This is a genomic window from Caulobacter sp., from assembly GCF_039596335.1.
In the GTDB taxonomy this organism is placed as follows: Bacteria; Pseudomonadota; Alphaproteobacteria; order Caulobacterales; family Caulobacteraceae; genus Caulobacter.
This window is the reverse complement of the sequence record NZ_JBCNJZ010000002.1, coordinates 385827-407610: the sequence shown is the minus strand read 5'-3', so window position 1 is coordinate 407610 and position 21784 is coordinate 385827. Positions and strand designations below refer to the sequence as shown.

At 68.6% G+C, this 21784-nt stretch carries 24 protein-coding genes and 1 pseudogene; 10 read left to right on the top strand and 15 right to left on the bottom strand.

The window, feature by feature from the left end; genetic code table 11:
• Positions 1 to 19: 19 nt before the first annotated feature.
• Together ABDW31_RS06020 and ABDW31_RS06015 are read right to left on the bottom strand one after the other, a co-directional pair.
• Entirely contained in the window at positions 20 to 952 is a 933-nt protein-coding gene (locus tag ABDW31_RS06020; protein ID WP_184715485.1) for a WecB/TagA/CpsF family glycosyltransferase, read from the bottom strand.
• Positions 953 to 1053: 101 nt separating this feature from the next.
• A complete protein-coding gene (locus ABDW31_RS06015) occupies positions 1054 to 2052 on the bottom strand; it encodes an NADPH:quinone oxidoreductase family protein (protein WP_184715483.1) in 999 nt (332 codons plus the stop codon).
• A 69-nt stretch (positions 2053 to 2121) separates the two neighbouring features.
• Between ABDW31_RS06015 and ABDW31_RS06010 the strand changes: the two genes are divergently transcribed.
• On the top strand, positions 2122 to 3000 hold the full coding sequence (locus ABDW31_RS06010) for an isoaspartyl peptidase/L-asparaginase (protein WP_184715481.1): 879 nt from the start codon (positions 2122 to 2124) through the stop codon (positions 2998 to 3000).
• A 704-nt stretch (positions 3001 to 3704) separates the two neighbouring features.
• Here the strand turns inward: ABDW31_RS06010 and ABDW31_RS06005 are convergent.
• Positions 3705 to 5987 carry an NADP-dependent malic enzyme gene (locus tag ABDW31_RS06005; RefSeq protein WP_184715480.1) on the bottom strand — a complete coding sequence of 761 codons (2283 nt, stop codon included), beginning with the start codon at positions 5985 to 5987 and terminating at the stop codon, positions 3705 to 3707.
• Positions 5988 to 6236: 249 nt separating this feature from the next.
• Here ABDW31_RS06005 and dapB point away from each other — a divergent pair, with 249 nt between their 5' ends.
• From dapB to ABDW31_RS05985, 4 genes are read left to right on the top strand one after another with little or no spacing between them, the layout of a single operon-like run.
• The gene (dapB, locus tag ABDW31_RS06000) at positions 6237 to 7025 is read left to right on the top strand and encodes a 4-hydroxy-tetrahydrodipicolinate reductase (RefSeq protein WP_184715478.1); all 789 of its coding nucleotides are present in this window, start codon (positions 6237 to 6239) and stop codon (positions 7023 to 7025) included.
• Between the two features lie 53 nt (positions 7026 to 7078).
• Positions 7079 to 10315: a YdbH domain-containing protein gene (locus ABDW31_RS05995; RefSeq protein WP_184715476.1), complete on the top strand. Its 3237-nt coding sequence runs from the start codon at positions 7079 to 7081 to the stop codon at positions 10313 to 10315.
• A 35-nt stretch (positions 10316 to 10350) separates the two neighbouring features.
• Positions 10351 to 10536 (top strand): YnbE family lipoprotein, encoded by a 186-nt coding sequence (locus ABDW31_RS05990; RefSeq protein WP_024265977.1) that lies wholly within the window; start codon positions 10351 to 10353, stop codon positions 10534 to 10536.
• A gap of 15 nt (positions 10537 to 10551) precedes the next feature.
• Positions 10552 to 10908 (top strand): DUF1318 domain-containing protein, encoded by a 357-nt coding sequence (locus ABDW31_RS05985; protein ID WP_184715474.1) that lies wholly within the window; start codon positions 10552 to 10554, stop codon positions 10906 to 10908.
• Between the two features lie 16 nt (positions 10909 to 10924).
• Here the strand turns inward: ABDW31_RS05985 and ABDW31_RS05980 are convergent.
• A pseudogene (locus ABDW31_RS05980) lies at positions 10925 to 11008 on the bottom strand (hypothetical protein); the annotation flags it as partial.
• A gap of 58 nt (positions 11009 to 11066) precedes the next feature.
• On the opposite strand from ABDW31_RS05980, the gene ABDW31_RS05975 reads away from it, so the two are divergent.
• Positions 11067 to 11942, top strand: coding sequence for a DMT family transporter (locus ABDW31_RS05975; protein ID WP_184715472.1), 876 nt, complete (start codon positions 11067 to 11069; stop codon positions 11940 to 11942).
• Here the strand turns inward: ABDW31_RS05975 and cysQ are convergent.
• Positions 11939 to 12715 carry a 3'(2'),5'-bisphosphate nucleotidase CysQ gene (gene cysQ, locus ABDW31_RS05970; protein ID WP_184715471.1) on the bottom strand — a complete coding sequence of 259 codons (777 nt, stop codon included), beginning with the start codon at positions 12713 to 12715 and terminating at the stop codon, positions 11939 to 11941. The genes ABDW31_RS05975 and cysQ overlap by 4 nt on opposite strands.
• A gap of 2 nt (positions 12716 to 12717) precedes the next feature.
• Entirely contained in the window at positions 12718 to 12903 is a 186-nt protein-coding gene (locus ABDW31_RS05965) for a DUF3553 domain-containing protein (RefSeq protein WP_184715469.1), read from the bottom strand.
• A gap of 64 nt (positions 12904 to 12967) precedes the next feature.
• On the opposite strand from ABDW31_RS05965, the gene chpT reads away from it, so the two are divergent.
• The 3 genes from chpT (at position 12968) to ABDW31_RS05950 (ending at position 14946) form a co-directional block, all read left to right on the top strand.
• Positions 12968 to 13645 carry a histidine phosphotransferase ChpT gene (chpT, locus tag ABDW31_RS05960; protein ID WP_184715467.1) on the top strand — a complete coding sequence of 226 codons (678 nt, stop codon included), beginning with the start codon at positions 12968 to 12970 and terminating at the stop codon, positions 13643 to 13645.
• 90 nt (positions 13646 to 13735) lie between these two features.
• The gene (locus tag ABDW31_RS05955; RefSeq protein ID WP_184715465.1) at positions 13736 to 14113 is read left to right on the top strand and encodes a response regulator; all 378 of its coding nucleotides are present in this window, start codon (positions 13736 to 13738) and stop codon (positions 14111 to 14113) included.
• Positions 14110 to 14946: a protein-glutamate O-methyltransferase CheR gene (locus ABDW31_RS05950; RefSeq protein WP_184715463.1), complete on the top strand. Its 837-nt coding sequence runs from the start codon at positions 14110 to 14112 to the stop codon at positions 14944 to 14946. Before ABDW31_RS05955 ends, ABDW31_RS05950 begins: the two co-directional genes overlap by 4 nt.
• Here the strand turns inward: ABDW31_RS05950 and ABDW31_RS05945 are convergent.
• The 5 genes from ABDW31_RS05945 to ABDW31_RS05925 all read right to left on the bottom strand — a co-directional run bounded on the left by ABDW31_RS05945 (position 14901) and on the right by ABDW31_RS05925 (position 18905).
• The gene (locus ABDW31_RS05945; RefSeq protein WP_221444597.1) at positions 14901 to 16016 is read right to left on the bottom strand and encodes a hypothetical protein; all 1116 of its coding nucleotides are present in this window, start codon (positions 16014 to 16016) and stop codon (positions 14901 to 14903) included. The two genes, ABDW31_RS05950 and ABDW31_RS05945, sit on opposite strands and share 46 nt — an antisense overlap.
• Positions 16017 to 16188: 172 nt before the next feature.
• Positions 16189 to 16329 carry an entericidin A/B family lipoprotein gene (locus tag ABDW31_RS05940; RefSeq protein ID WP_172267491.1) on the bottom strand — a complete coding sequence of 47 codons (141 nt, stop codon included), beginning with the start codon at positions 16327 to 16329 and terminating at the stop codon, positions 16189 to 16191.
• 106 nt (positions 16330 to 16435) lie between these two features.
• The gene (locus ABDW31_RS05935) at positions 16436 to 18010 is read right to left on the bottom strand and encodes a sensor histidine kinase (RefSeq protein WP_343698443.1); all 1575 of its coding nucleotides are present in this window, start codon (positions 18008 to 18010) and stop codon (positions 16436 to 16438) included.
• Between the two features lie 101 nt (positions 18011 to 18111).
• On the bottom strand, positions 18112 to 18717 hold the full coding sequence (locus tag ABDW31_RS05930; RefSeq protein ID WP_184715459.1) for a sigma-70 family RNA polymerase sigma factor: 606 nt from the start codon (positions 18715 to 18717) through the stop codon (positions 18112 to 18114).
• Positions 18718 to 18719: 2 nt separating this feature from the next.
• The gene (locus ABDW31_RS05925) at positions 18720 to 18905 is read right to left on the bottom strand and encodes a NepR family anti-sigma factor (RefSeq protein WP_081612907.1); all 186 of its coding nucleotides are present in this window, start codon (positions 18903 to 18905) and stop codon (positions 18720 to 18722) included.
• 228 nt (positions 18906 to 19133) lie between these two features.
• Here ABDW31_RS05925 and ABDW31_RS05920 point away from each other — a divergent pair, with 228 nt between their 5' ends.
• On the top strand, positions 19134 to 19934 hold the full coding sequence (locus ABDW31_RS05920; RefSeq protein ID WP_184715457.1) for a response regulator: 801 nt from the start codon (positions 19134 to 19136) through the stop codon (positions 19932 to 19934).
• Positions 19935 to 20077: 143 nt separating this feature from the next.
• On the opposite strand, the gene ABDW31_RS05915 is transcribed toward ABDW31_RS05920, so the two are convergent.
• From ABDW31_RS05915 to ABDW31_RS05900, 4 genes are all read right to left on the bottom strand, one after another.
• Positions 20078 to 20350 (bottom strand): hypothetical protein, encoded by a 273-nt coding sequence (locus tag ABDW31_RS05915; protein ID WP_184715455.1) that lies wholly within the window; start codon positions 20348 to 20350, stop codon positions 20078 to 20080.
• Positions 20351 to 20363: 13 nt separating this feature from the next.
• Positions 20364 to 20561 carry a hypothetical protein gene (locus tag ABDW31_RS05910; RefSeq protein ID WP_184724264.1) on the bottom strand — a complete coding sequence of 66 codons (198 nt, stop codon included), beginning with the start codon at positions 20559 to 20561 and terminating at the stop codon, positions 20364 to 20366.
• 274 nt (positions 20562 to 20835) lie between these two features.
• On the bottom strand, positions 20836 to 21312 hold the full coding sequence (locus ABDW31_RS05905) for an OmpA family protein (RefSeq protein ID WP_184715453.1): 477 nt from the start codon (positions 21310 to 21312) through the stop codon (positions 20836 to 20838).
• Positions 21313 to 21411: 99 nt separating this feature from the next.
• Positions 21412 to 21756, bottom strand: a complete 345-nt coding sequence (locus tag ABDW31_RS05900; RefSeq protein WP_184715451.1) for a glycine zipper domain-containing protein — start codon at positions 21754 to 21756, stop codon at positions 21412 to 21414.
• Between the last annotated feature and the right edge of the window lie 28 nt (positions 21757 to 21784).

Sequence of the window (21784 nt, the reverse complement as noted above, 5' to 3'; positions counted from 1 at the left end):
GCTTTTACTGAAACGATCATTAACGCGCACCTTCGTTCCGTGCACGCATTTGCTCCCAGCGCGCGTTTTCCGCGGCGCGGACGTCGCTATTGGGACCACGCCGGGTCGCAACGCGCGCAAGATCGCGGCACGCCGGGCCGATCAGCGACCAGGGCTCGACGCAGTAGCGCGAGAACAGACGCTGCGGGTCGGCCATCAGCCGGTACAGCCACTCCATGCCCATCGGACCCATCCAGCGCGGCGCGGCCTGCTGAACGCCGGCCTCATAATCGAAGGCCCCGCCGACGGTGAAGGTCACGGCCGGGCCGTAGGCCTTGTGGTTCTCCAGCGTCCAGATCTCCTGGCGCGGCATGCCCATGCCAACCAGGACGATGTCGGGCTTGTAGGCGCGGATCTTGGCGACCACCGCCTCGTTCTCGGCCGAGCCGGGCGTGACGTCGAAATAGCCGTGGTGGCTGGCGATCTGCGCCGCCGGATAGTCCTGCTGGACGCGCGCGATCGCCTTCTCGGCCACGCCCGGGGCGCCGCCGACGAAGAAGACCTTCCAGCTCTTGCGAGCGGCCAGCGCCCAGAAGTCGTCGCGCCAGTCCAGATAGGTGCAGCGGTGGAAGCGCCGGCTGGCGCGGCCGACCAGGCGCGCCCAGAAGATCAGCGGCACGCTATCGACCTCGATCAGGTCGGCGGCCTTGTAGAACTCACCGATCTGGTGGTCCTTGCCGATCAGGTAGAGGCTGTGGAGATTGTGGTTGGCCACGATCGCGCTCTGGCCCGCCGCCAGCTTGCCGGTGACGAAGTGAAAGACTTCTTCGGGACGCACCAGATCCATGGTCCCGCCCAGCACCTGCACGCGCTCTTCCGGGCGCCGGTTCAGACGATAAGGACGGCGCACCGCGGCCGGCGCCACATCGCCCCCACCGCTTGGCGCACCGCCTTGTTCATTCTGGACGAACATCGCCGCAGGTCTCCTAATCTTGGAGACAGTCTGCGGCGGGTATCCTGTTTCTTTCGCTAAAAAGGATACTTAGCGACTTTTAACCACGCTAAATGACCATGTTAGTCGACGGTGATGACGACCTTGCCCATCGCCTTGCGGCTGGACAGGTGGGCGATCGCGTCACCGGCCCGGGCCAGCGGGAAACGCTCGGAGACGTACGGCTTGATCTTGCCGGCCGCGTAGAGGTCCATCAGTTCCTTGAGGTTCTGGGCGTGGCCCTTGGGATCGCGCGCCACCGCCGCGCCCCAGAACACTCCGACGATGTCGCACGACTTCAACAGCGTGAGATTCAACGGGATTTTCGGAATCCCGGACGGGAAACCGATGACCAGGAAGCGGCCGTTCCAGCCCGCCGCGCGGATGGTGGCCTCCGAATAGTCGCCGCCGACCGCGTCATAGGCGACGTCCCAGCCGTTGGGTCCGCAGGCGTCCTTGATCAGGCTGGCCAGCGCCTTCTGGCCGTCCTTGTCGAACGGGCCGCGGGGGTAGACGACGCCGCTGTCGGCGCCGTGCTTGATGGCCAGATCGACCTTCTCCTGGCTGGAGGCTGCGGCAATAACGCGCACCCCCATCGCCTTGCCCAGCTCCACCGCGGCCAGGCCGACGCCGCCGGCGGCGCCCAGGACCAGCAGGGTCTCGCCCGGCTTCACGTGGCCCCGATCCTTCAGGGCGTAGTACGAGGTGCCGTAGGTCAGGACGAAGGCCGCGGCCTCGTCGAAGGGCATGTTGTCGGGAATGTGGGTGCAGCGCTGCTCTTCCAGGGCCAGCTTCTCGGCGTAACCGCCCCAGCCGGTCGAGGCCAGCACGCGGTCACCGACCTTGAAGCGGGTCACGCCCTCGCCCACCGCCGAGATCACGCCCGACACCTCGCCGCCCGGCGCGAACGGGCGCTGGGGCTTGAACTGGTACTTGTCCTCGATGATCAGCACGTCGGGATAGTTGACACCGCAGGCCTTGACGTTGATCAGCACTTGGCCGGGTCCCGCGACGGGATCGGGCAGTTCTTCCAGCACCAGGGTCTCGGGTCCGCCGACCACCTTGCTGAGCACCGCCTTCATCTCGCTTCTCCCGATATTTATCTTTAATCAAGCCGACGCTAGCGCAGGGCGCCGGCCCAAGGAAGCAGAATGTCAAACAAACGTTTTAGCCTCGCGCTGCACGGCGGCGCGGGCGCCAAGCCCGGTCATGACTACAGCGTCGAGATCGCCCACATGCGCGGCCTGGTCGAAGCGGCGCGCGACCGGCTGGCCGCCGGCGCCAGCGCCCTGGACGTCGCAGTCGAGACCGTGGTCGGGCTGGAGGCCAGCGGCCTCTACATCGCCGGCAAGGGCGCCTCGCCCAACGCCGACGGCGAATACGAACTGGACGCCAGCCTGATGGACGGCGCTAGCCTGAAGGCCGGCTCGGTCGCGGCCCTGCAGGGCTTCAAGAGCCCGATCCTGGCTGCCCGCGCGGTGATGGAGAAGACCCCGCACGTGATGCTGGCCGGCCAGGGGGCCATCGACTTCGCCCGCGCCCAAGGCCTGGAGAGCGTCGAGGATCCGGCGACCTGGTTCACCCAGGCCGGCGCGTTCGAGGACAACCATCCGCCGGATGCGCTGCCCACTGGCACGGTCGGTTGCGTGGTCCGCGACGCCGAAGGACGCCTGGCCGCGGCGACCTCGACGGCCGGGGTGTTCGGCAAGCTGCCGGGGCGGGTCGGCGACAGCCCGATCATCGGGGCCGGGGCCTGGGCCGACGGCCATGCCGCCGTCTCTTGCACCGGCCAGGGCGAGTACTTCATCCGCACGGCCGTGGGGGTGCAGATCGCCCACCGGATTCGCTTCGGCGGCCAGAGCCTGGAAGAGGCCGCTCGCGCGGCGATACAGGGCGTGGCGGACCTGGGGGGTCATGGCGGTCTGGTCTCCGTGGATCGCGACGGCGAGGTGGCCATGCCGTTCGCTTCGAGCGGCCTGAAACGCGCCGCGCTGCTCCTGGACGGGACCATCGTCAGCGAGGCGTTTTGACGGCGCTGGCTCCTCCACCGGCTTCGCCGGTCCCCCTCCCCCAACAGGGGGAGGAGAAATCTCTCCGCCCCGCTTGGGGGCGGACAGACCTGCGCAGCAGGTCAGGTGGGGGCCAGTCATGAGTCCGCCGCTTCACGCGGCTGCCCGCTGAAGTCACAGAAAGGGAAGCGGAGCGTCCGGACCACGTCCGGAGTGTTTGAACTAGAGTACCGTTTCGACGAAGCCAGACGCTCCGCGCAGCCGTTATCCGATGAGCCATCGACGCGCGGGGTTTTAACCCGCTTCCGAAAGAGGCCCCCGACGGGCGGGCCGAGGCGACGACCCCGGTCCCGGAGCGCCTGGGCGATTTCAGCCCAGGCCACCCCCGCTCGACCACCCCTGACAGCCGTCACGATCGCCGGCCGGACGTCCCTTCCAAGCCGTCAGGTGCAGAGAGTATGAGCACGGCCCTGAACGCGGATCATTCGATCGCGCGAAAAATCAACAAGCACTTGATTTCGTGAGGTTCTAGGTGGCGAACGCCGGGGATTGAGCCGCGCCGGCGCCCGCGTGCGCAAGGCGTAAGGGCCGGCCGGCGCCGCAAGGGAATGACGCCGGCCGGAGGGCTTACGCGCCGGCTTACTGTTGCCGACAGGACTTAGATGGGGCCGGGCGCGCACTGGAAAAGACGGTGCGACGCCCTGCCGCGCAGGTTGTGGTCAAGCTTATGCGTTCTCCTCGACCGGTTGGTCGTAGGCGGCCATCATGGCCATGTTCAGGATCTTGGACACCGAGGCCGACAGCGGCGCGATCTGCACCGATTTGGACAGGCCCAGCAGCACCGGTCCGATCACCGTGGCGCCGCCCAGCGACTGCACCAGCTTGGTGGCGATCGAGGCCGAGTGGATGGCCGGCATGACCAGGATGTTGGCGCTGTCGGTCAGGCGCATGAACGGATAGTTGGCGCGCTTTTCCGGATCCAGGGCCAGCTCGGGCGGCATCTCGCCCTCGTACTCGAAGTCGACGTCCATCTCGTCGAGCATCGCCACGGCCTCGCGCACCTTGTCGGAACGTTCGCCCATCGGATTGCCGAAGGTGGAATAGCTCATGAAGGCCACGCGCGGCTTGAAGCCCAGGCGCTTGACGGCGCGGGCGGCCTCGCAGGCGATCTCGACGAGCTCGTCGCTGTCGGGCAGTTCGGTGACGTTGGTGTCGGCCACGAAGACGGTGCGGCCCTTGGCCAGCACCACCGACATGCCCATGATCCGGCCGCCAGGGGCCGGGTCGACGACGCGCAGCACCTCTTCCAGGGCCTGGTCGAAGCTGCGGGTGACGCCGGTGACCATGCCGTCGGCCTCGCCCAGGGTGACCATCGAGGCTGCGAAGCTGTTGCGGTCCTGGTTGATCAGGCGCTGGACGTCGCGCTTCAGATAGCCCTGGCGCTGCAGGCGGGCGTACAGCGCATCGACATAGTCCGGATTGCGGTCGGAAAGGCGGGCGTTGTGGATCTCGAGCTCGGTGGTCGCCGGATCCAGGCCCACCAGGCGCATGTTCTCGTGCACCAGGTTCTCGCGGCCGCACAGGATGGCCTTGCCGAAACCACCGCTCTGGAAGGCATAGGCGGCGCGGATGACGCTGGGGTCCTCGCCCTCCGCGAACACGATGCGCTTGGGATTGGCCAGCACCGAGCCGGAGATCTTCTGCAGGAAGCCGGCGGTCGGATCCAGGCGCTGGGCCAGGCCGGCGCGATAGGCGTCCATGTCGGCGATCGGACGGCGGGCGACGCCGGTGTCCATGGCCGCCTGGGCCACGAACGGCGGCACGTACCAGATCAGGCGCGGATCGAAGGCCGACGGGATGATGTAGTTGGGGCCGAACTTCAGCTGGCGGCCGTGATAGGCGGCGGCGACCTCATCCGGCACGTCTTCCCGGGCCAGCATGGCCAAGGCCTGAGCGCAGGCGATCTTCATTTCGTGGTTCACACGACGCGCGCGCACGTCGAGGGCGCCGCGGAAGATATAGGGGAAGCCCAGGACGTTATTGACCTGGTTGGGATAGTCGCTGCGGCCCGTGCCCATGATCGCGTCCTTGCGGATGGCGTGGACTTCTTCGGGCGTGATCTCCGGATCGGGATTGGCCATGGCGAAGATGACCGGATTGGGAGCCATCGAGGCGATCATCTCGGGCGTGAAGGCGCCCTTGGCCGAGAGACCCAGCAGCACGTCGGCGCCGGCGACGGCTTCAGCCAGGGTGCGCTTGTCGGTCTTGACCGCGTGGGCGCTCTTCCACTGGTTCATGCCTTCGGTGCGGCCCTCGTAGAGCACGCCCTTGCTGTCCACCGCGATGACGTTCTGCGGGTGGACGCCCATGGCCTTGATCAGCTCCAGCGAGGCGATCCCCGCCGCGCCGGGGCCGTTCAGCACGACCTTCACGTCCTCCAGCTTCTTGCCGGTGATGTGGCAGGCGTTGATCAGGCCGGCGGCGCAGATGATCGCCGTGCCGTGCTGGTCGTCGTGGAACACCGGAATGTCGAGCAGGTCCTGCAGCTCGGTCTCAATGCGGAAGCACTCGGGGCTCTTGATGTCTTCCAGATTGATGCCGCCGAAGGTGATCCCGATGTTCTTGACCACCGTGATGATCTCGTCGGGATCCTTGGAGCTGACCAGGATGTCGATGCTGTCGACGTCGCCGAAGCGCTTGAAGAGGACGCTCTTGCCCTCCATCACCGGCTTGCTGGCCAGCGCGCCCAGATCGCCCAGACCCAGAATGGCGGTGCCGTTCGAGATCACGGCGACCATGTTGCCCTTCGAGGTGTACTCATAGGCGGCGTCGGGATCGGCGGCGATGGCGTGGACCGGCACGGCGACGCCGGGCGAATAGGCCAGGCTGAGGTCGCGCTGGGTCGCCATCGGCTTGGTCGGGGTCACCGCCAGCTTGCCGGGCTGCGGGTAGCGGTGGAAGGCCAAGGCCTCCTCGTCCGTGAAGGTCTTGCGTTCCGCGTCGCTCATCCGGCGTTCCCCATTTCCTGCGCAAGTCGATGAAGGGGCGCGCCGATCGGTGCGAACGCGCCCTTATGCGCCGTCCAGCGTAGCGATGGGGGCGCCGCGTCACAACCGGCCGACGTTGGAAAATCCCAGCAAACGCTTGTTAGGATTGGCGTTGCGTCAACGAGGCTTACGCTCCGTAAGGGTTCGAAAGGTTGACCTGCGGCGGCTGAAAGGCGATCAGGAATCCGACTACGCGTAAGAGGAAGAACCTTGTCCCAGCCCGTGAAGATCGCCGTCGCCGGCGCCCTAGGCCGCATGGGCCAGGCCGTGATCCAGGTGGTGGAGACCCGCGACGAGGTCGTGCTGGCCGCCCGCTTCGACCGTCCGGGCGCCGAGGGCGAGCATCTGGTGACCGCTGATGCCGCCCTGGCCGCCGCCGACGCAGTGATCGACTTCACGCTTCCGGAGGCCTCGGCCCTGCTGGCCGAAGCCGCCGCGGCCCGCGCCGTCCACCACGCCCACGCGCCGGCCCTGATCATCGGCTCGACCGGCTTCTCGCCCGAGCAGCTGGCCCGCATCGAGGCCGCCGCGACCAAGGTGGCGATTGTCCGCTCGGGCAACTACTCGCTGGGCGTCAACATGCTGATGGGTCTGGTGCGCCAGGCCGCCGCCGCCCTGCCCGCCGAGGATTGGGACATCGAGGTCTATGAGGCCCACCACAAGCGCAAGGTCGACGCCCCCTCGGGCACGGCCCTGATGCTGGGCGAGGCGGCCGCGCAGGGCCGCGGCGTCGATCTGGAGGCCGTGGCCGACCGCGCCCGCGACGGCGTCACCGGTCCGCGCGTCGAGGGCAATATCGGCTTTTCGGTCGTGCGCGGCGGCGGCATCATCGGCGAGCACAGCGTGATCTTCGCCGGCGAGTCCGAGAGCCTGACCCTGTCGCACTCGGCCATCGACCGGGGCCTGTTCGCCCGCGGCGCGGTCAAGGCCGCCGCCTGGGTAAAGGGAAAGCCGCCAGGCCTCTACGACATGCAGGACGTGCTTGGATTTTCCCGCTAGGGATCGAAGCTGAGCCGGGGGGGCTTTTAGGAACGCGAGCTTTTCAGGATCCGATGGCCGAGCCTTCGACCGCCCCCGACAGCAAGAAGACGCCCACCCCGACGTGGGGCCGCCGCGAGCGGCTGATCGACCTGGGCCTGGAAGCCCTGTCGCTGTCGATGCTGGCCTTCATCGCCACGGGTCTGGTCGTGTGGTCGGGCCGCCGCGAGATCAGCCGCGAGCTGGCCGAGAGCTGGCTGCGCGACCACGGCATCGAGGCCGCCGTCGAGCTGGACGACCTGGACGCCACCGGCTTCACCGGCCGGGTGCGCCTGGGGTCGCGCAACGCCCCGGTGTTCGCCGCCGACCGGCTGGAAGTGGCCTATGACCTCTCCACGCCCTGGAACGGCGAGACGTTCGGCATCCAGACCAAGGCCGTGCGCCTGGTCCGTCCGCGCGTGATGGCCAGTATCGACCAGAAGGGCCAACTCAGCTTCGGCGCCTTGCAGCCGCTGCTGGACGAATTCCTGAAGTCGCCCAAGAAGCCGAACGTCCCGGGTCCGGCCGTGCTGGTCGAAGACGCCCGCGTCGATCTGATCACCCCCGGCGGCCGCGCGCGCATCACCGGCGACGCTAGCCTGGACAACGGCCAGCTGCTGCGGTTCGACGGCCGCCTGGCCCCGCTGCGCTACGCCGTCCAGAACCTGGCGATCGACGCCCAGGGCGCGACGGTGACCGCCCGCAAGCGCGGCGACCGGCTGACGGTCGAGGTCACCATGGCCATCGACAGCCTGGAGGCCGAGGCCGCCGAGCTGGCCGACGCCGACGCCAAGCTCAGCGCCGACCTGCCCTATCCGGACCTGGCCAAGATGGCCGCCAGCGGACCGCTGGAAGCCCGCCTGGCCCTGCGCGCCGAGGGCGGCCGGATCGGCGACAGCCAGGCCGAGAAGCTGGCCGGCGACCTGACCCTGGCCGGCCGCCTGGACGGCGGGCTGGACGCCTTCGCCTTCCTGGGCCGTTCGCGCGGCAACCTGCGGGGCGAGCGCCTGCTGGCCCCGTCGCTGGACGCGCGCGGCGCCAGCCTGGCCTTGTCCGCACCACGCATCACCGTTGACCACCGCAAGGACCGCACCACGGCTCGGGGCGCGGTCGAGGCCAATCTTGACGCCCGCCAGGCCCTGGCGGCGGGGACCGCCCTCAGCGGCCTGAAGGCCAAGGCCGGCTCGTCGAACCTGGCCTTCATCCTCGACGCCCAGGGCGCGACCGTGAACGGCCCGCTGGCCATCGACGCTGCCGCCGCGCGGCTGGCCTCCGGCGCCCTGGCGCTGGCCAATGCCGAGCTGAACGCCCGCTGCAAGCTGGACCAGGGCCCCGGCGGCCTGGCCCTGACCCTGGCCGGCTCGGCCGGCGGCCGCAGCGGAGTCTCGGGTCCCGACGCCGAGCGGCTGGCCGCCCTGATCCCCAACCCCGCCTACGGCAAGCCGCTGAGCCAGGCCCTGCGGACCTTCGACCTGGCCCTGCCGGCCTTCGCGGTCGACATGAAGGGCGGCCGCACGCGGGTCACTCTGCCCGAACAAGCCCGCCTGGCCGCGCCCAACGGCGTGACCCTGACCGCCAGCGCGCCGAAGGGCTTGCTGGTCGACGCCGGCCCCGAGGGCGCGCGCGGGGCCCTTCAGGTCGCGCTGTCCGGCGGCGGCCTGCCCACCGTCAAGGCGCTGGCGCCCAACTGGAAGATGGCCGGCGGAGTCATGACCTCGCCGCTGTCGCTAGCTACCGAGAATTTCGACCTGCCGCCGATCGAGGGCGTCACCACCCAGATCGACGGCCAGGCGCGGATCGCCGGCGGCCGCTTCACCCTCACCCAGTCCAAGTGCGCGCCGATCACCGCCAAGGCCTATGCCCTGGGCGATGCGCCCGTCACCGGCATCAAGGCGCGCCTGTGCCCGGCCAAGGCCCCGCTGGTCACCGCCGGCGCCAACGGCTGGAGCGCGGCCCTGCGTTTCGAGGAGGGCGAAGGCGCGCTGAAGGTCGCCGAAGCGACCTTGAGCAACATCAAGGGCGAGGCGACCCTGGGCGGAACCGGCGGCTTCGACCACGCCAATGTCCGCGTCGACGGCGCGGCGATCACCGACGCCGCCGCCGAGCGCCGCTTCAACAGCATTCTCGCCAAGGGTGGCCTGACGCTGTCAGCCGGCGTCTGGGGCGGGACCTTCCAGGCCGAAACCCCGATCGGCCAGTCGCTGGGCGAGATCCGACTTCGTCACGTGGTGGCCACCGGCAAGGGCCAGGCCGATATCGACGCCTCCAAGCTGGCCTTCGCCAAGGACGGGCTGCAGCCGGCCGACCTGTCGCCGATGGCCGCCTTCGCCAAGAACGCCCAAGGGCCTGCCAGCTTCACCGGCGTCTTCGCCTGGGACGACAAGGGCGCGACCAGCCGAGGCCGCCTGGAAGCCAAGGAAATCGACTTCACCAGCCCGATCGGCTTCGTCGCCACCCTGGACGGCGCGGTCGACTTCGACAGCCTGGCCCCGCTGACCACCCGTCCGGGCCAGAGCCTGAAGGTGGTGCGCGTCGACTCCATCGTGCCGCTGACCGCCATCGAGTCGGTGTTCCAGCTGGGCGCCGACAGCCTGTCGATCTCCAAGGCCAGTTTCGAGGCCGCCAAGGGGCGCGTGTCGATCGAGCCGATCGACGTGCCGCTGGGCCTGGACAAGACCATGCGCGGCGTCATCGTCATCGAGCATCTGGACCTGGGCGAACTGCTCGCCGCCTCGTCGCTGGCCGACAAGGTCAAGGTCGAGGCGGTGATCGACGGGCGCCTGCCCTTCACCTTCGGTCCCGAGGGCCTGCGCTTCCAGGACGGCAAGATCCGGGCGATCCAGCCCGGCCGAGTGGAGCTGTCGCGCGCCGCCCTGTCGAACGTCGAGGCCAGCCCGGCCGACGCCCCGGGCGCGCCGCCCGCCGCGCCCGCCCAGGTCAACGCCATCCAGGACTTCGCCTATCAGGCCATGGAGAACCTGGCGTTCGAGCAGCTGGAAGCCGGTGTCAACAGCACCGACAAGGGCCGCCTGGGCGTGCTGTTCCACATCAAGGGCGAGCACGATCCCAAGGTCGCCGAGAAGGCCCGGGTCGGCATCCTCGACCTGATCCGCGGCCAGGCGTTCAACAAGCGCATCGCTCTGCCGGCCAAGACGCCGGTCGATCTGACCCTCGACACGTCGCTGAACTTCGACGAGCTTTTGGCGGCCTGGCGCCGCTCGTTCGCCGAGGAGGAAGCGGCCCCGCCCCGTTCAGGTTCGGTTCAACCGTGACCGGCCAATCTCGCGTCCGCAATGGAGACCAACGCATGAGAAAGCGCGCCCTCTTGATGGCCCTGATCGCGACGGGAGCGCTCGGCGCGGCCGCGTGCACGCCGACCGTCCGCGTCAAGGTCGATCCGATCAACATCTACGCCAAGCTGGACGCCGACGTGCGCGTGCGGCTGGACAAGGAAGTCCAGTCGCTGATCCAGCAGAACCCGAACCTGTTCTAAGAAGGAGGAACCGACATGATCCGCAAGACGATGACGGTTCTGGCGCTGGGCCTGGCGATGACCGCCGCCGGCGCGAACCTGGCCCTGGCCCAGTCGGCTGCCGCCAAGGCGGCGGTGGACGCCGGCAAGGCCTCGGGCACGGTCGGCGAGCAGGCCGACGGCTATCTGGGCATCGTGTCCGGCGGGGACGCGGCCCTGCGCGCCGCGGTGGCCGAGATCAACACCGGCCGCACCGCCGCCTACAAGGACATCGCCGCCAAGACCGGCGTGACCCCCGAAGCGGCCGGCCAGGCCACCGCCAAGCAACTCTACGCCAAGGTGGGCCCGGGCCAGTACTGGAAGCCGCTGGATGGCGGTTGGGTGAAGAAGTAACGACCTGAAATAGCTCGTCATCCCGCGCCCTGTGCGCGGGACCCATTTGTCCGCCGCAGGTGCGGAGCGGAACCAGGCTCTCACGTGAAAGCTGAACAATGGGTCCCGCGCATGAAGCGCGGGATGACGGGATAGGTTTGGGTCCGTATTAGGACCCCATGTCCGCCTCCCGTCCGCATCTTCTGCCCTATGCCGCCCTGTTCGGCTCGATCGTCACGCTGTGCGTCGGCACCTCGTTCGCCAAGAGCCTGTTTCCCGCCGTCGGCGCCGCCGGCACGACGGCCTATCGCGTCACCTTCGCCGCCATCATCCTGCTGCTGATCTGGCGGCCATGGCGTCACCCCATCACCCGCGCGGACCTCAAGAAGGTCGCCGCCTATGGCGCGGCCGTCGGGGTGATGAACCTCAGCTTCTACATGGCGCTGCGCACGATCCCGTTGGGCCTGGCGATCGCCATCGAGTTCATGGGCCCGCTGCTGGTGGCGGTGGCCTATTCGCGCAAGCTGATCCACTTCGTCTGGATCGGCCTCGCCGTTCTGGGCCTGGGCCTGCTGCTGCCGATCGGCGACAGCGCGACGCATCTGGACACGGTCGGCGTCGGCTTCGCCTGCGTCGCAGCGGTGATGTGGGCGCTCTACATCATCCTGGGCAAGCGGATCGGCCACCTGCACGCCGGGCGCTCGGTGGCCCTGGGCATGACCACGGCGGCCCTGATCGTCGCCCCGATCGGCATCGCTTCGGCCGGGGCCGAGCTCTTCCACCTGAAGTACGTTGGCATGGGCCTGGCCGCGGCGGTGCTGTCCAGCGCCATCCCCTACTCGCTGGAGATGATCGCCCTGCGCAGCATTCCCAAGCGCAGCTTCGGCGTCATGCTGAGCGCCGAGCCGGCTGTGGGCGCGCTGGCGGGCCTGGTAATCCTGGGCGAGCACCTGGCCCTGACCCAATGGCTGGCCATCGGCGCGATCATCGCCGCCTCGGTCGGCACGATCCTGACGACGCCGCCCGAAATCGCGCCCGAAGAGGTCGCCCTCTAGCCGCCGCGGGCCACGAACCAGCCGTTGCGGAAGCTTTGGTCGGCCTTGCCGTAGGTGAACGGCGAGCCGTCGGGCTGGGTGAAGGCCCCGCCCGCGGCGACCAGCACGGCATGACCAGCGGCGGTGTCCCACTCCGAGGTCGGGCCATGACGCGGATAGATGTCGGCCGAGCCTTCAGCGATGCGGCACATCTTGATCGAGCTATCCATTGGCGCGCGCAGGTCGAAGCCGTACTCGGCGGCCAGTTCGGCGGCCTTTTCCTCGCGCATGGTGTGGCTGACCAGGCCAAGCGCCTCGCCTTTCGGCCAGGGACGCACCCGCACCGGCGTCTCGGGCGCGTCCGGCCCGGCGCGCTTGACCGCCCCCTCGGCCGTGGTGAACCACACCTCGCCCGTGGCCGGGGCGCAGACGGCGCCGGCCACCGCCAGGCCGTTCTCGATCAGGCCGATATTGACCGTGAAGTTGGGGTCACCGCGCACGAAGGCCTTGGTGCCGTCGACCGGATCGACCAGGAAGAAGCGCGAACCGACCGCGTCGGGCGTGCCAAATTCGCTGGCGTGCTCCTCGGAGATCACCAGAACATCCGGATAGAGCTCGGCCAGGCGCTGCAGGATCAGGCGCTCGCCGGCGCGATCGGCCTCGGTGACGGGGCTCTCGTCGGCCTTCTGGGCCACGGCCAGCTCGGTCTTCCAGAACGGCAGGATGACCTTGGCGGCCTCCTCGGTGATCAGCGCCAGCTGGCGGCCCCAGTCTGCGAGGTTCTCGCTGCTCATGCCTATCCCCTGGGGTCGTCGCCGACGAAGACCAGACGCACGCGCGTGGCGTCGATGGTCTGCTTGCCGGCCTCTTCGAAATTGACGGTCACGCGGTGTCCGATCACGGATTGAACCTGCCCCAGCCCCCAATCGGGTTGGTTGGGATGGCGCACCAGGACGCCCGGCTCTAGAAACGGATCGATCACGGCCTTTCCCATAGAGGCGAGCGCCGGTTTGCCAAAGCCTCAAATCACGACAAACTCCGCCGCCATGACCGACACCGTTTCCGAGACCCCGGCTCCCGCGTCCCCCGAAACGGACGTCCAAGGCCCCGATTTCGCCGCCATGCTGGCCGCGCGCCTGTGCCACGACTTCATCAGCCCGGCCAGCGCCATCGTCTCGGGCCTGGACCTGCTGGACGATCCGGCCGCCCAGGACATGCGCGACGACGCCATGAACCTGATCGCCTCGTCGGCCCGCAAGCTGGCCGACCTGCTGCAATTCACCCGCGTGGCGTTCGGCGCTTCGGCCTCAGCCGAGAACTTCGACTCCCGCGAGCTGGAAAAACTGGCCCAGGGCGTGTTCGCCCACGTGCGCCCCTCGCTCGACTGGCAAATCGAGCCGCAGGCGATGAACAAGCCGTCTTCGCGCGCGGTGCTCAATATCGCTCAGATCGCCGCCAGCGCCTTGCCGGCCGGCGGCGTGGCGACGATCAAGGCCGTGGCCGGCGACGGCCGCTTCTCGATCATCGCCGACGCGGCCGGTCCCCGCGCCCGTCTGCGTCCTGAGGTGCTGGCCGGCCTGAAGGGCGAGCCCCTGGCCGAGGGCCTGGGCGGTCCGTGGGTGCAGGCCGCCTATCTGAACGCCCTGGTCCGCGCGGCCGGCGGCCAGGTCGCCGTCGAGATCGGCGAGGAGCGCGCCAGCATCGCCGCCTGGGTCCCCGCCTAACTCCACTGTAAATGTTACATTTGCCGCAGCCCGATCCGGGTTTGGGCAAACCGCTCCTTAACCAGACCGCTCGCACGATAGCGGCCTGGATTGGAGCATGCCGTGAAGACCTGTCTGGTGGTCGACGACAGCCGGGTGATCCGCAAGGTCGCCCGCCGAGTCCTGGAGGACATCGGCTTCGAGATCGCTGAGGCCGCCGATGGTATGGAGGCCCTGGCGTGGTGTCGCGCGGCCATGCCTGACGCCGTGCTGCTGGACTGGAACATGCCGGTGATGAACGGCCTGGAATTCCTGCGCAATCTGCGGGCCGAGCCCGGCGGCGACGCGCCCAAGGTGGTGTTCTGCACCGTCGAGAGCAGCGTCGACCATATCCGCGCGGCCCTGGACGCCGGCGCGGACGAATACATCATGAAGCCGTTTGACGGCGACATCATCCAGGCGAAGTTCGCCGAGGCGGGCCTGCTGTGACGCCCGAGGACATGGACCTGCTGGCGGCCCTGGGCCGCGCCCGCGCCGGCGTGCGGGTCGAGATCGAGAAACCTTATCTCATCGAAAGCCGCCTCTCGCCGCTTGCGCGCCGCGAGGGCTATGACTCGATCGACGCCCTGATCGCGGCTCTGCGCGCCAGCCGCGAAGATCGGCTGATCTGGGCCGTGGTCGAGGCCCTGTGCCGCGGCGAAACCACCTTCTTCAACGGTCGCGAGACCTTCGCCGCCCTGCGCGACGATGTGCTGCCGGCCCTGTCCCAGCGCCGCCGCGAGAGCCCTATCCGCGTCTGGAGCGCGGCCTGCGCCACCGGCCAGGAAGTCTATTCGATCGCCATCGCCGCCCACGAGGCCGGCAATCTGGCGACCGGCACGCGGTTTGAATTCTTCGGCTCGGACCTGTCGGAACGGGCGCTGGAGAAGGCCCAGGCCGGCCTCTACACGCAGTTCGAGGTCCAGCGCGGCCTGCCGATCCGCATGTTGATCAAGTATTTCGAGAACCAGGACGACACCTGGGCGATCTCGCCGCGCATCCGCCAGATGGTGCGCTGGCGGCGGCTGAACCTGCTGGCCGACCTGTCGGCCATGGGCCGCTTCGACATCATCCTGCTGCGCGGCGTGCTGCGCGGCATGGACGCGTCGCTGCGCGGCAAGGTGGTCGCGGCCCTGGTCGCCCTGCTGCCGGCCGATGGCGTGCTGGTGCTGGACGCCGAGGACGACGTTTCGGACTTCGAGAACATCCTGGCGCCTGCGCCAGGCGGGACGGGCATCTATCTGCGCGATCCGTCGGTGCGCGCCGCGGCCGCCGCCGCATAGGCCCTGCTGAGCACGGCGCCGCCGACCAGGCCGCCCAGCGCCTCTTTCACCTTCGTCACCGCCCCGACCGGCGCCGGCGTCACCGCGGCGAAGGCGGGCGCGAGCTTGCGGAACAGGATCTCCGGCGCGTCCGGGCCGACCACCGCCCCGTGCAGGTCCATCAGGTCGACGACCTCGCGCGCGGCCCGACGCCATTGCACCGGCGGCGCGATGCCGTGCGGGGCCGGCGTGCGGCAGTCGGAGAAGTCGGGTGTCAGGCCGCAGCCGACCTGGATCGCCGCCTCGATCTGGCGGGCATAGATCTGGTCGCGAGCCAGCCGATCGACGTCGATCACCAGGTCGGCCTGGGGCAGAGCCTTCAGGTATGAGCGCAACCACACCGCCAGGAAGGCCTGGAACGACACGCCGGCCGGAGCGCGCTTGAGCTTGCTGCGCACGGCGGCCAGCCGGTCGGCCAGGGTCCCCACGCCTTCGAAGTCATGGCCCAGGATCGTGCGGGAAAGGTCTTCGCAGCCGGCCATCTCGGACAGCAGGACATAGTGGCACTGCTCGAAATAGGTCGGCCGGGGCCGCTTGCGCAGCGAATAGAACGACAGCCACTGCTGGACGGGATCGCGAACCAGCACGACGTGGAAGCCGCCGAACCGTCGCTTGAGCCAGCCCACCCGGCCCAGGGTGCGGCAGCAGGCGAGGACCGGGATCTCGCCCCGAACGCGCGCGGCCTCGACCAGGGTCTCGACATAGGCCTGCTGGCCCAGATCGCTGGCCTCGGGCTCGATCCAGAAGCGATCCAGAGCGAAGCCGGCCTTGAAGTTTGTCACCCCGCCCGCCGGATCGAGAACGACTTGGAATTCCTTCAGATAGGGCTCGGTCCCGCCGGGATGGCGCAGGCCGCTGTTGTCGGGCGTTTCGGCGTCGATGGTCTGGGCGGTGATCCGGGCCAGCTGTTCGTGCCAGGGCTCATAATAGGCGCGCACGCCGGCCAGCGCCCGGAACCGGTGCCAGACATAGGTGCTGGAGCAACGCCAGCCGCTGTGCACGAAGACGGGTTGGATATCGGCAGTCGGCAAGCGGGTTTCGCCTCGGTTCAGAGGCGGTGAAGCTTGCGCGAGGATTTTTCAGCCGGATATCGGCTGAACGCCCTTGGGTTGCAGAATGGAAACGGTTTCGTTGAATCCAGAAACAACAAAGGCCCGCCGGATGAACCGGCGGGCCTCCGCGAAGAACGGCTGAGGACCGTTCCTAGTTGTTCTTCACGTCGCTGGCCGTGTCGCTGACGGCGCGGCCGGCCGACGAGACGTCGCGGCCGGCGCCTTCGACGGTGTTGCAGGCGGCGACGGACAGGCTGGCGGCGATGGCGGCCAGGATGATGAGCTTACGCATGGTCTTCTCCGCTGTTCGCCCCCGAAGGGATCGGGAAGGGCGCTTGAAACAGTGCCCGGAGAGAACGTCAGCGGCGAAGCTCGGTTCCGGCTTCTTTACGCCACGATCAAGCCTGTGGCGTCGGGAACACAAGCCGCACAGTCAGGCCCCGCGGATCGCGGGTTTCGAACGACACCTTGCCGCGCAGCTGGCGGGCGAAAGCGGTCATCAGGGTGCGACCGACCCCGCCGCCCAGGCTCTCGGCTGCGCCCGGACCATCGTCACTGATCGACAGCTCGGCCTCTTCGCCGCGCACATGGAAGCCGACGATCAGCACCCCGCCCTGCGGTCCGAAGGCGTGCTTCTGGGCATTGGTGATGGCCTCGACGGCGAACAGGGCGATGGGCGCCAGGCGGTCGGGATCGATGACCAGCGGGTCGGCATGCACCTCGGTCCGCACCAGCGGCGAGGTCGACATATCGTTGGCCAGCAGTTGGGCGGTCAGCTCCTCCAGGAACGGCCGCAGGTCGACGCGCTTCAGATCCGGCCCCTGGTAGAGGGCGCGGTAGATCTGGGCCAGGGCGGTGATGCGCTGGCGGGTGTCGTTCATCGCCGCCTTGGCCGCGGGATCGGCCAGGGCCCGCTGCTGCATGTTCAGCAGCGAGGTGATGATCTGCAGGTTATTCTTTACCCGGTGATGGATCTCGCGCATCAGCGCGTCCTTCTCGGCCAGGCTGTCCATCAGCGAGGCGTCACGGGTAACGATGGCGCCGGCCATGGCGTCCAGGGTGGCGGCCAGCTCGCGGATCTCCGGCGGCGCGCGCTCGGCCTGCAGCGGGCGGACGGTGAAGCGGCCGCGGGCATAGATCGCCGCCACGCGCTGCAGATAGACGATCCAGCGGATCACCCCGCGCTCGGCGGCGTAGAGCACGGCCGACAACGCCAGCACGAAGGCCAGCAGCGGCAGGGCCACGCGCGAGATCGGATTGATCGACGCCCAGGACATGATGCCCGGCGCCGGGGCCGACAGGATGACGAAGACATTGTCCTCGACCAGCGGCGCGGCCGAATAGCTGCGCGACTTGCCGTGGGCGTCGTGCCCGCCCCAGATTACCGAGCCGTTGCGGCTGGCGGTCTCGCGCCAACCGGCCCGCGGCGTGTCGAAGGCCTCCGGATTGGTGGCGGCGAACACCTTGCCGGTGGAGTCGGCCAGGGCCACCTCGGCCCCGCCGGGCATGTAGCGGTTAGCGGTCTCGACCTTCAGTTCCGACAGCGTCAGAACCGCGGCCATGGCGCCTTGGAAGTCGTCCGGCCCACCGGCGCGGACGGCGGCCAGCACGGCCGGCTCGTTAGCGTAGACGGCGCCCGGCGCGGCGGCCACGACCATCCCAGCCCCGGTCCGCAAGGACTGGAACCAGGCGCGCGTGCCGCGCTCGGTGTCATAAGGCGTGGTGGCGGCGGCGCAGGCCACGCGACCGCGCGCGTCGAAGCGGATCAGGTTGGCGTAGCCCGGCAGGCGCGCGCGCACGTCCGCCAGACGCTGGGCGCACTCCAGCCCCACCGAGCCGGGGCCCAGGGTCTGGAGCAGCACGCCCGCAGCCTCGATTCGAGCGCGCGCGATGGCGGCGCTGCGTCCGGCCGCCAGCTCCAGGCTCTGGCGTCGCGAATCGGCCTCCGCCCGGAAGGCGAAGACCGATTGCATGACGCCCAGGATGAGCACCGGAAGGAGGGCCAGACTGAGCGCGAGGGCCAGACGGACTCGGATCGACGTTACGGCCTGCGCAGCGCGGCCGGCCAGAGCATTCACCGCAAGGAGCTCAAACGCTCCGCGTCGGCCAGGATCGCCCGCATGGCGTCGCCGGCGGCGCCCCCGTCACGGTCGTAGTTGCCCGCTTCGAGGATGGCCTGCAGGGCGCGGCGCGCCCGGCTGACACGGCTCTTCACCGTACCGACCGCGCATCCGCAGATGTCGGCCGCTTCCTCGTAGGCGAAGCCGCCCGCCCCGACCAGGATCAGCGCTTCACGCTGCTCGGCCGGCAGCATGGCCAGACCCATGCGAAGTTCGTCCAGGGCGACGGGCGCCTCGGGATCGTCGACCGCCACCAGGGTCCGCTCGGCGGCTTCCTGGTCCAGCTGGCTCTGACGCCAGCTGCGGCGCTTTTCCGAATAGAACTGGTTGCGCAGGATCATGAAGGTCCAGGCCTTCATGTTCGTGCCCAGCTGGAACGAGGCGCGCGCGTCCCAGGCCTTCATCATGGCGTCCTGCGCCAGATCGTCGGCCGCGGTGGCGTCGCCCGTCAGGGTGCGGGCGAAGGCGCGCAGATGCGGAATCAGCGTGACCAGCTCGCGCTTGAACACGGGGTCGCGCACGGGATCGGGCGCAGAACGCCCCACTTGCTTCTCATCCATGCTCAGCGACCTCCCGCCGGAGGCTCAGCCTTGCGCAGAATATCGAGGAATTCGTCCGGCACCGGCTCGTTGACGACCTCGTCGAACATCTGGCGCAGCTTCACGCCGATGGCCTGCTGACGCAGACGCGCTTCATCCAGCGCCGCGGCGCTCTTGCGTTTGTCTTCCATGGGTACGTGTTCGATCATGTCCTCGACACCGAAATTCATCGGCATCCGCCCCCTTTGGCCGAATGTGTCTTCGCCAGACGACAACGTGGATTTCCGTACCGGGTTCCATAAGCTTGAGCATAAGATGTCAAAAAACGGCAATCGACGGAACCGCTCATTCGAGGGGACGTTATCGACCTTCGACGGAACGGCGCAGCTTCGCCGTTCGTTTGTATGTTTTTCGAAGACACCGCATCGGGAGGGGTCATGAGTCTTCTAGCTCGGCTGGCGCCGCATCTTCCTTATATCCGCCGCTACGCTCGCGCCCTCACCGGCGATCAGACGACCGGTGATCACTATGTCCGCGTCGCCCTGGAGGCGCTGGCCGCCGGCGAGCGTTCGCTGGATGGCGAGCTGTCGCCCCGCGTGGCGCTGTATCGCGTGTTCCACGCGATCTGGCTCAGCTCGGGCGCTCAGCTCGAGGCGCGTCGTGAAGAGGCCGCCAGCAGCGGCGACGACGCCGCCCAGCGTCTGCTGCGCATCGCCCCGCGTTCGCGCCAGGCGTTCCTGCTGACCGCGCTCGAGGGCTTCACCCCGTCGGAAGCGGCCCAGATCCTGGATTGCGACTTCGGCGAGGTTGAACGCCTGATCGCCGACGCCCAGGCCGAGATCGACGCCGAACTGGCCACCGAAGTCCTGATCATTGAGGACGAACCGGTGATCGCGGCCGACATCGAAGCCCTGGTCAAGGAACTGGGCCACGACGTCATCGACATCGCCGCCACCCGCACCGAAGCGGTGGAAGCCGTCGCGCGTCGCACCCCGGGCCTGGTCCTGGCCGACATCCAGCTGGCCGACGGCTCGTCGGGCATCGATGCGGTCAAGGACATCCTGGGCCGCATGGACGTGCCGGTGATCTTCATCACCGCCTTCCCCGAGCGCCTGCTGACCGGCGAGCGCCCGGAGCCGACCTTCCTGATCACCAAGCCCTTCCAGCCGGAAACGGTGAAGGCGGCGATCGGCCAGGCGCTGTTTTTCCATCCGCGCCGCACGGCCAAGGCGGCCTGATCTCGACTTTCCCGAAACGAGATCCCACGGTTAGCGGAACGGCCTCCCGAAAGGGAGGCCGTTTTGCTTTGGGCAACTGCCGGCACGAAAAAGGGCGGTCTCCGCGAGGAGACCGCCCTTCGAAGGCTTGCGAAGACCGCCGGCTAGTTGGCGGGCGTCTGGCGCGCCGGCTGTTGCGGCGTGTCATAAGCCTGAACCTCGGCCGAGGTCGTCGGGCCATTGTTGACCTCGACCGCGGCCAGGTCGTTGGCCCGGAAGCTCCAGGCCCCGAACAGGGCGATCGCGGCCAGCACGGTCGAAACGACCAGGACCCAAAAGATCTGCTTGCCCCAGCGACCTTGGCGGGCGCGGGTGGCGTTGACGCGAGGACCCCGACCTTGCGGCGCGGTCTGCGGATGATGAATGTCGGCGGGCATGATGTCCTACCTCCTACGGAACCCAGGTGTTGGACGCGTACGCCCGCTCGAAGACGGAACGATCGTGCATCGCCTGCACCATGCCGGCCGACGCTGCGATCGTTGCGATCACGGCCATGGCCATGATCCGCGTGCGCATCTTTTTCTGACGCCGTGACAGCGTCTTCTCGAAAACCATTCCGCCATGCTCGGCCTGATAAGTCCGGATCACGACGTCTCTCCCCTGCCCCGGCAGCAACCTTGCCGCCTGCAGATTTCAACGTCCCCGATGCCTCGCCGTTCCCGGAAACGACCTCTCGGAGAAACTTGCAAAAAAAATCGCGCCAAGCGGGAACCGCCGGCGCGCTACCTCGTTTCCATCTTCGTGAAGGCGGCGACGCCCCCCCGACTTGAGGCTGGCGATAGCCAGCCTGCCGCCTTCGCACCCCCCTTTGTTGATGCGAACTCAGGCGGACCGGTCAACCGGCCCGCCTTTCTTCGTGGCTCTATTTGGCCGCCAGATCGAACAGGATGTCGGTGCGACGGCGCAGCGGGGCGGTGGCGCCCGAAGCGGCCACGGCCCCGGCGTCGCCGACGGCGGCCTTGTCGAAATCGACCTTGCTGAAGCCGTGGCGAGCCAGGCTCGACGACACGGTGTCGGCGCGGCGCTTGGACAGCGCCAGATTTGCGTCTGAGGTCCCGACCGCATCGGCGAGGCCCACCACCCGCACCGATTTCACCGCGCAGCCGCGCGACTGGTCACGGGCGTTGGCCAGCACCTGGATCGCCTCCGGCGTCAGGGACGCGCTGTCCTGCTCGAAATAGATCGAGGACTGGAACGCCACGCAGTTGGGCGCTGCGGCCGTCACGGGCTTGCGCAGTGTGCGCCAGGGCCCTTCGGAGCTGGCGCAACCGGCCAGGGCCAGCACCACACCGCCCAGGGTTACCGCCTGCACCGCGGTCACGATCGTCTTCGTCTTCATAGCCATCCCTCCACCAGCCGTTGAACACGGAACCGAGCACACAAAAGGCGACCGGCCAAGCCGATCGCCTTTCCATGGGCGTCGTCGCCTTGCGCTGCCTTAGTAGCGCGGAGCGCCGTCTTCCCAATAGTAGCGACCCGCGCGGGAGTCGTAATAGTAGTAACGGCCGGCGCGCTCATCGTAATATTGGCGACGGTTGGCCGAGTTGGCGCCGCAGCCGCCGTCTTCACGGCAGCCCTTGATGGCGCCGGCGGTGCCGCCGATGGCCGCGCCGATGGCCGCGCCCGTGCTGGCGCTGCCGCTGCCGACATTGTTGCCGATCACGGCGCCGGCGAGGGCGCCCAGCGCCGCGCCGCCAGCGGCGTTACGTTCCGTGTTGCCGGTCGTGGTGCACGCCCCGGCCAGCACGCCGACGCCCATCAGGGCGATCACGGTCTTCATCATGGTGTGGCTCTCCGTTCCGAGTCCTGTC

What these genes read in the sequence shown, in the direction of transcription:
- ABDW31_RS06020 (WP_184715485.1), bottom strand. Translation starts at nt 952, where the DNA reads ATGTTCGTCCAGAATGAACAAGGCGGTGCGCCAAGCGGTGGGGGCGAT.
- ABDW31_RS06015 (WP_184715483.1), bottom strand. Translation starts at nt 2,052, where the DNA reads ATGAAGGCGGTGCTCAGCAAGGTGGTCGGCGGACCCGAGACCCTGGTG.
- ABDW31_RS06010 (WP_184715481.1), top strand. Translation starts at nt 2,122, where the DNA reads ATGTCAAACAAACGTTTTAGCCTCGCGCTGCACGGCGGCGCGGGCGCC.
- ABDW31_RS06005 (WP_184715480.1), bottom strand. Translation starts at nt 5,987, where the DNA reads ATGAGCGACGCGGAACGCAAGACCTTCACGGACGAGGAGGCCTTGGCC.
- ABDW31_RS05995 (WP_184715476.1), top strand. Translation starts at nt 7,079, where the DNA reads ATGGCCGAGCCTTCGACCGCCCCCGACAGCAAGAAGACGCCCACCCCG.
- ABDW31_RS05990 (WP_024265977.1), top strand. Translation starts at nt 10,351, where the DNA reads ATGAGAAAGCGCGCCCTCTTGATGGCCCTGATCGCGACGGGAGCGCTC.
- ABDW31_RS05985 (WP_184715474.1), top strand. Translation starts at nt 10,552, where the DNA reads ATGATCCGCAAGACGATGACGGTTCTGGCGCTGGGCCTGGCGATGACC.
- ABDW31_RS05975 (WP_184715472.1), top strand. Translation starts at nt 11,067, where the DNA reads ATGTCCGCCTCCCGTCCGCATCTTCTGCCCTATGCCGCCCTGTTCGGC.
- cysQ (WP_184715471.1), bottom strand. Translation starts at nt 12,715, where the DNA reads ATGAGCAGCGAGAACCTCGCAGACTGGGGCCGCCAGCTGGCGCTGATC.
- chpT (WP_184715467.1), top strand. Translation starts at nt 12,968, where the DNA reads ATGACCGACACCGTTTCCGAGACCCCGGCTCCCGCGTCCCCCGAAACG.
- ABDW31_RS05940 (WP_172267491.1), bottom strand. Translation starts at nt 16,329, where the DNA reads ATGCGTAAGCTCATCATCCTGGCCGCCATCGCCGCCAGCCTGTCCGTC.
- ABDW31_RS05935 (WP_343698443.1), bottom strand. Translation starts at nt 18,010, where the DNA reads ATGCAATCGGTCTTCGCCTTCCGGGCGGAGGCCGATTCGCGACGCCAG.
- ABDW31_RS05930 (WP_184715459.1), bottom strand. Translation starts at nt 18,717, where the DNA reads ATGGATGAGAAGCAAGTGGGGCGTTCTGCGCCCGATCCCGTGCGCGAC.
- ABDW31_RS05925 (WP_081612907.1), bottom strand. Translation starts at nt 18,905, where the DNA reads ATGATCGAACACGTACCCATGGAAGACAAACGCAAGAGCGCCGCGGCG.
- ABDW31_RS05920 (WP_184715457.1), top strand. Translation starts at nt 19,134, where the DNA reads ATGAGTCTTCTAGCTCGGCTGGCGCCGCATCTTCCTTATATCCGCCGC.
- ABDW31_RS05915 (WP_184715455.1), bottom strand. Translation starts at nt 20,350, where the DNA reads ATGCCCGCCGACATTCATCATCCGCAGACCGCGCCGCAAGGTCGGGGT.
- ABDW31_RS05905 (WP_184715453.1), bottom strand. Translation starts at nt 21,312, where the DNA reads ATGAAGACGAAGACGATCGTGACCGCGGTGCAGGCGGTAACCCTGGGC.
- ABDW31_RS05900 (WP_184715451.1), bottom strand. Translation starts at nt 21,756, where the DNA reads ATGATGAAGACCGTGATCGCCCTGATGGGCGTCGGCGTGCTGGCCGGG.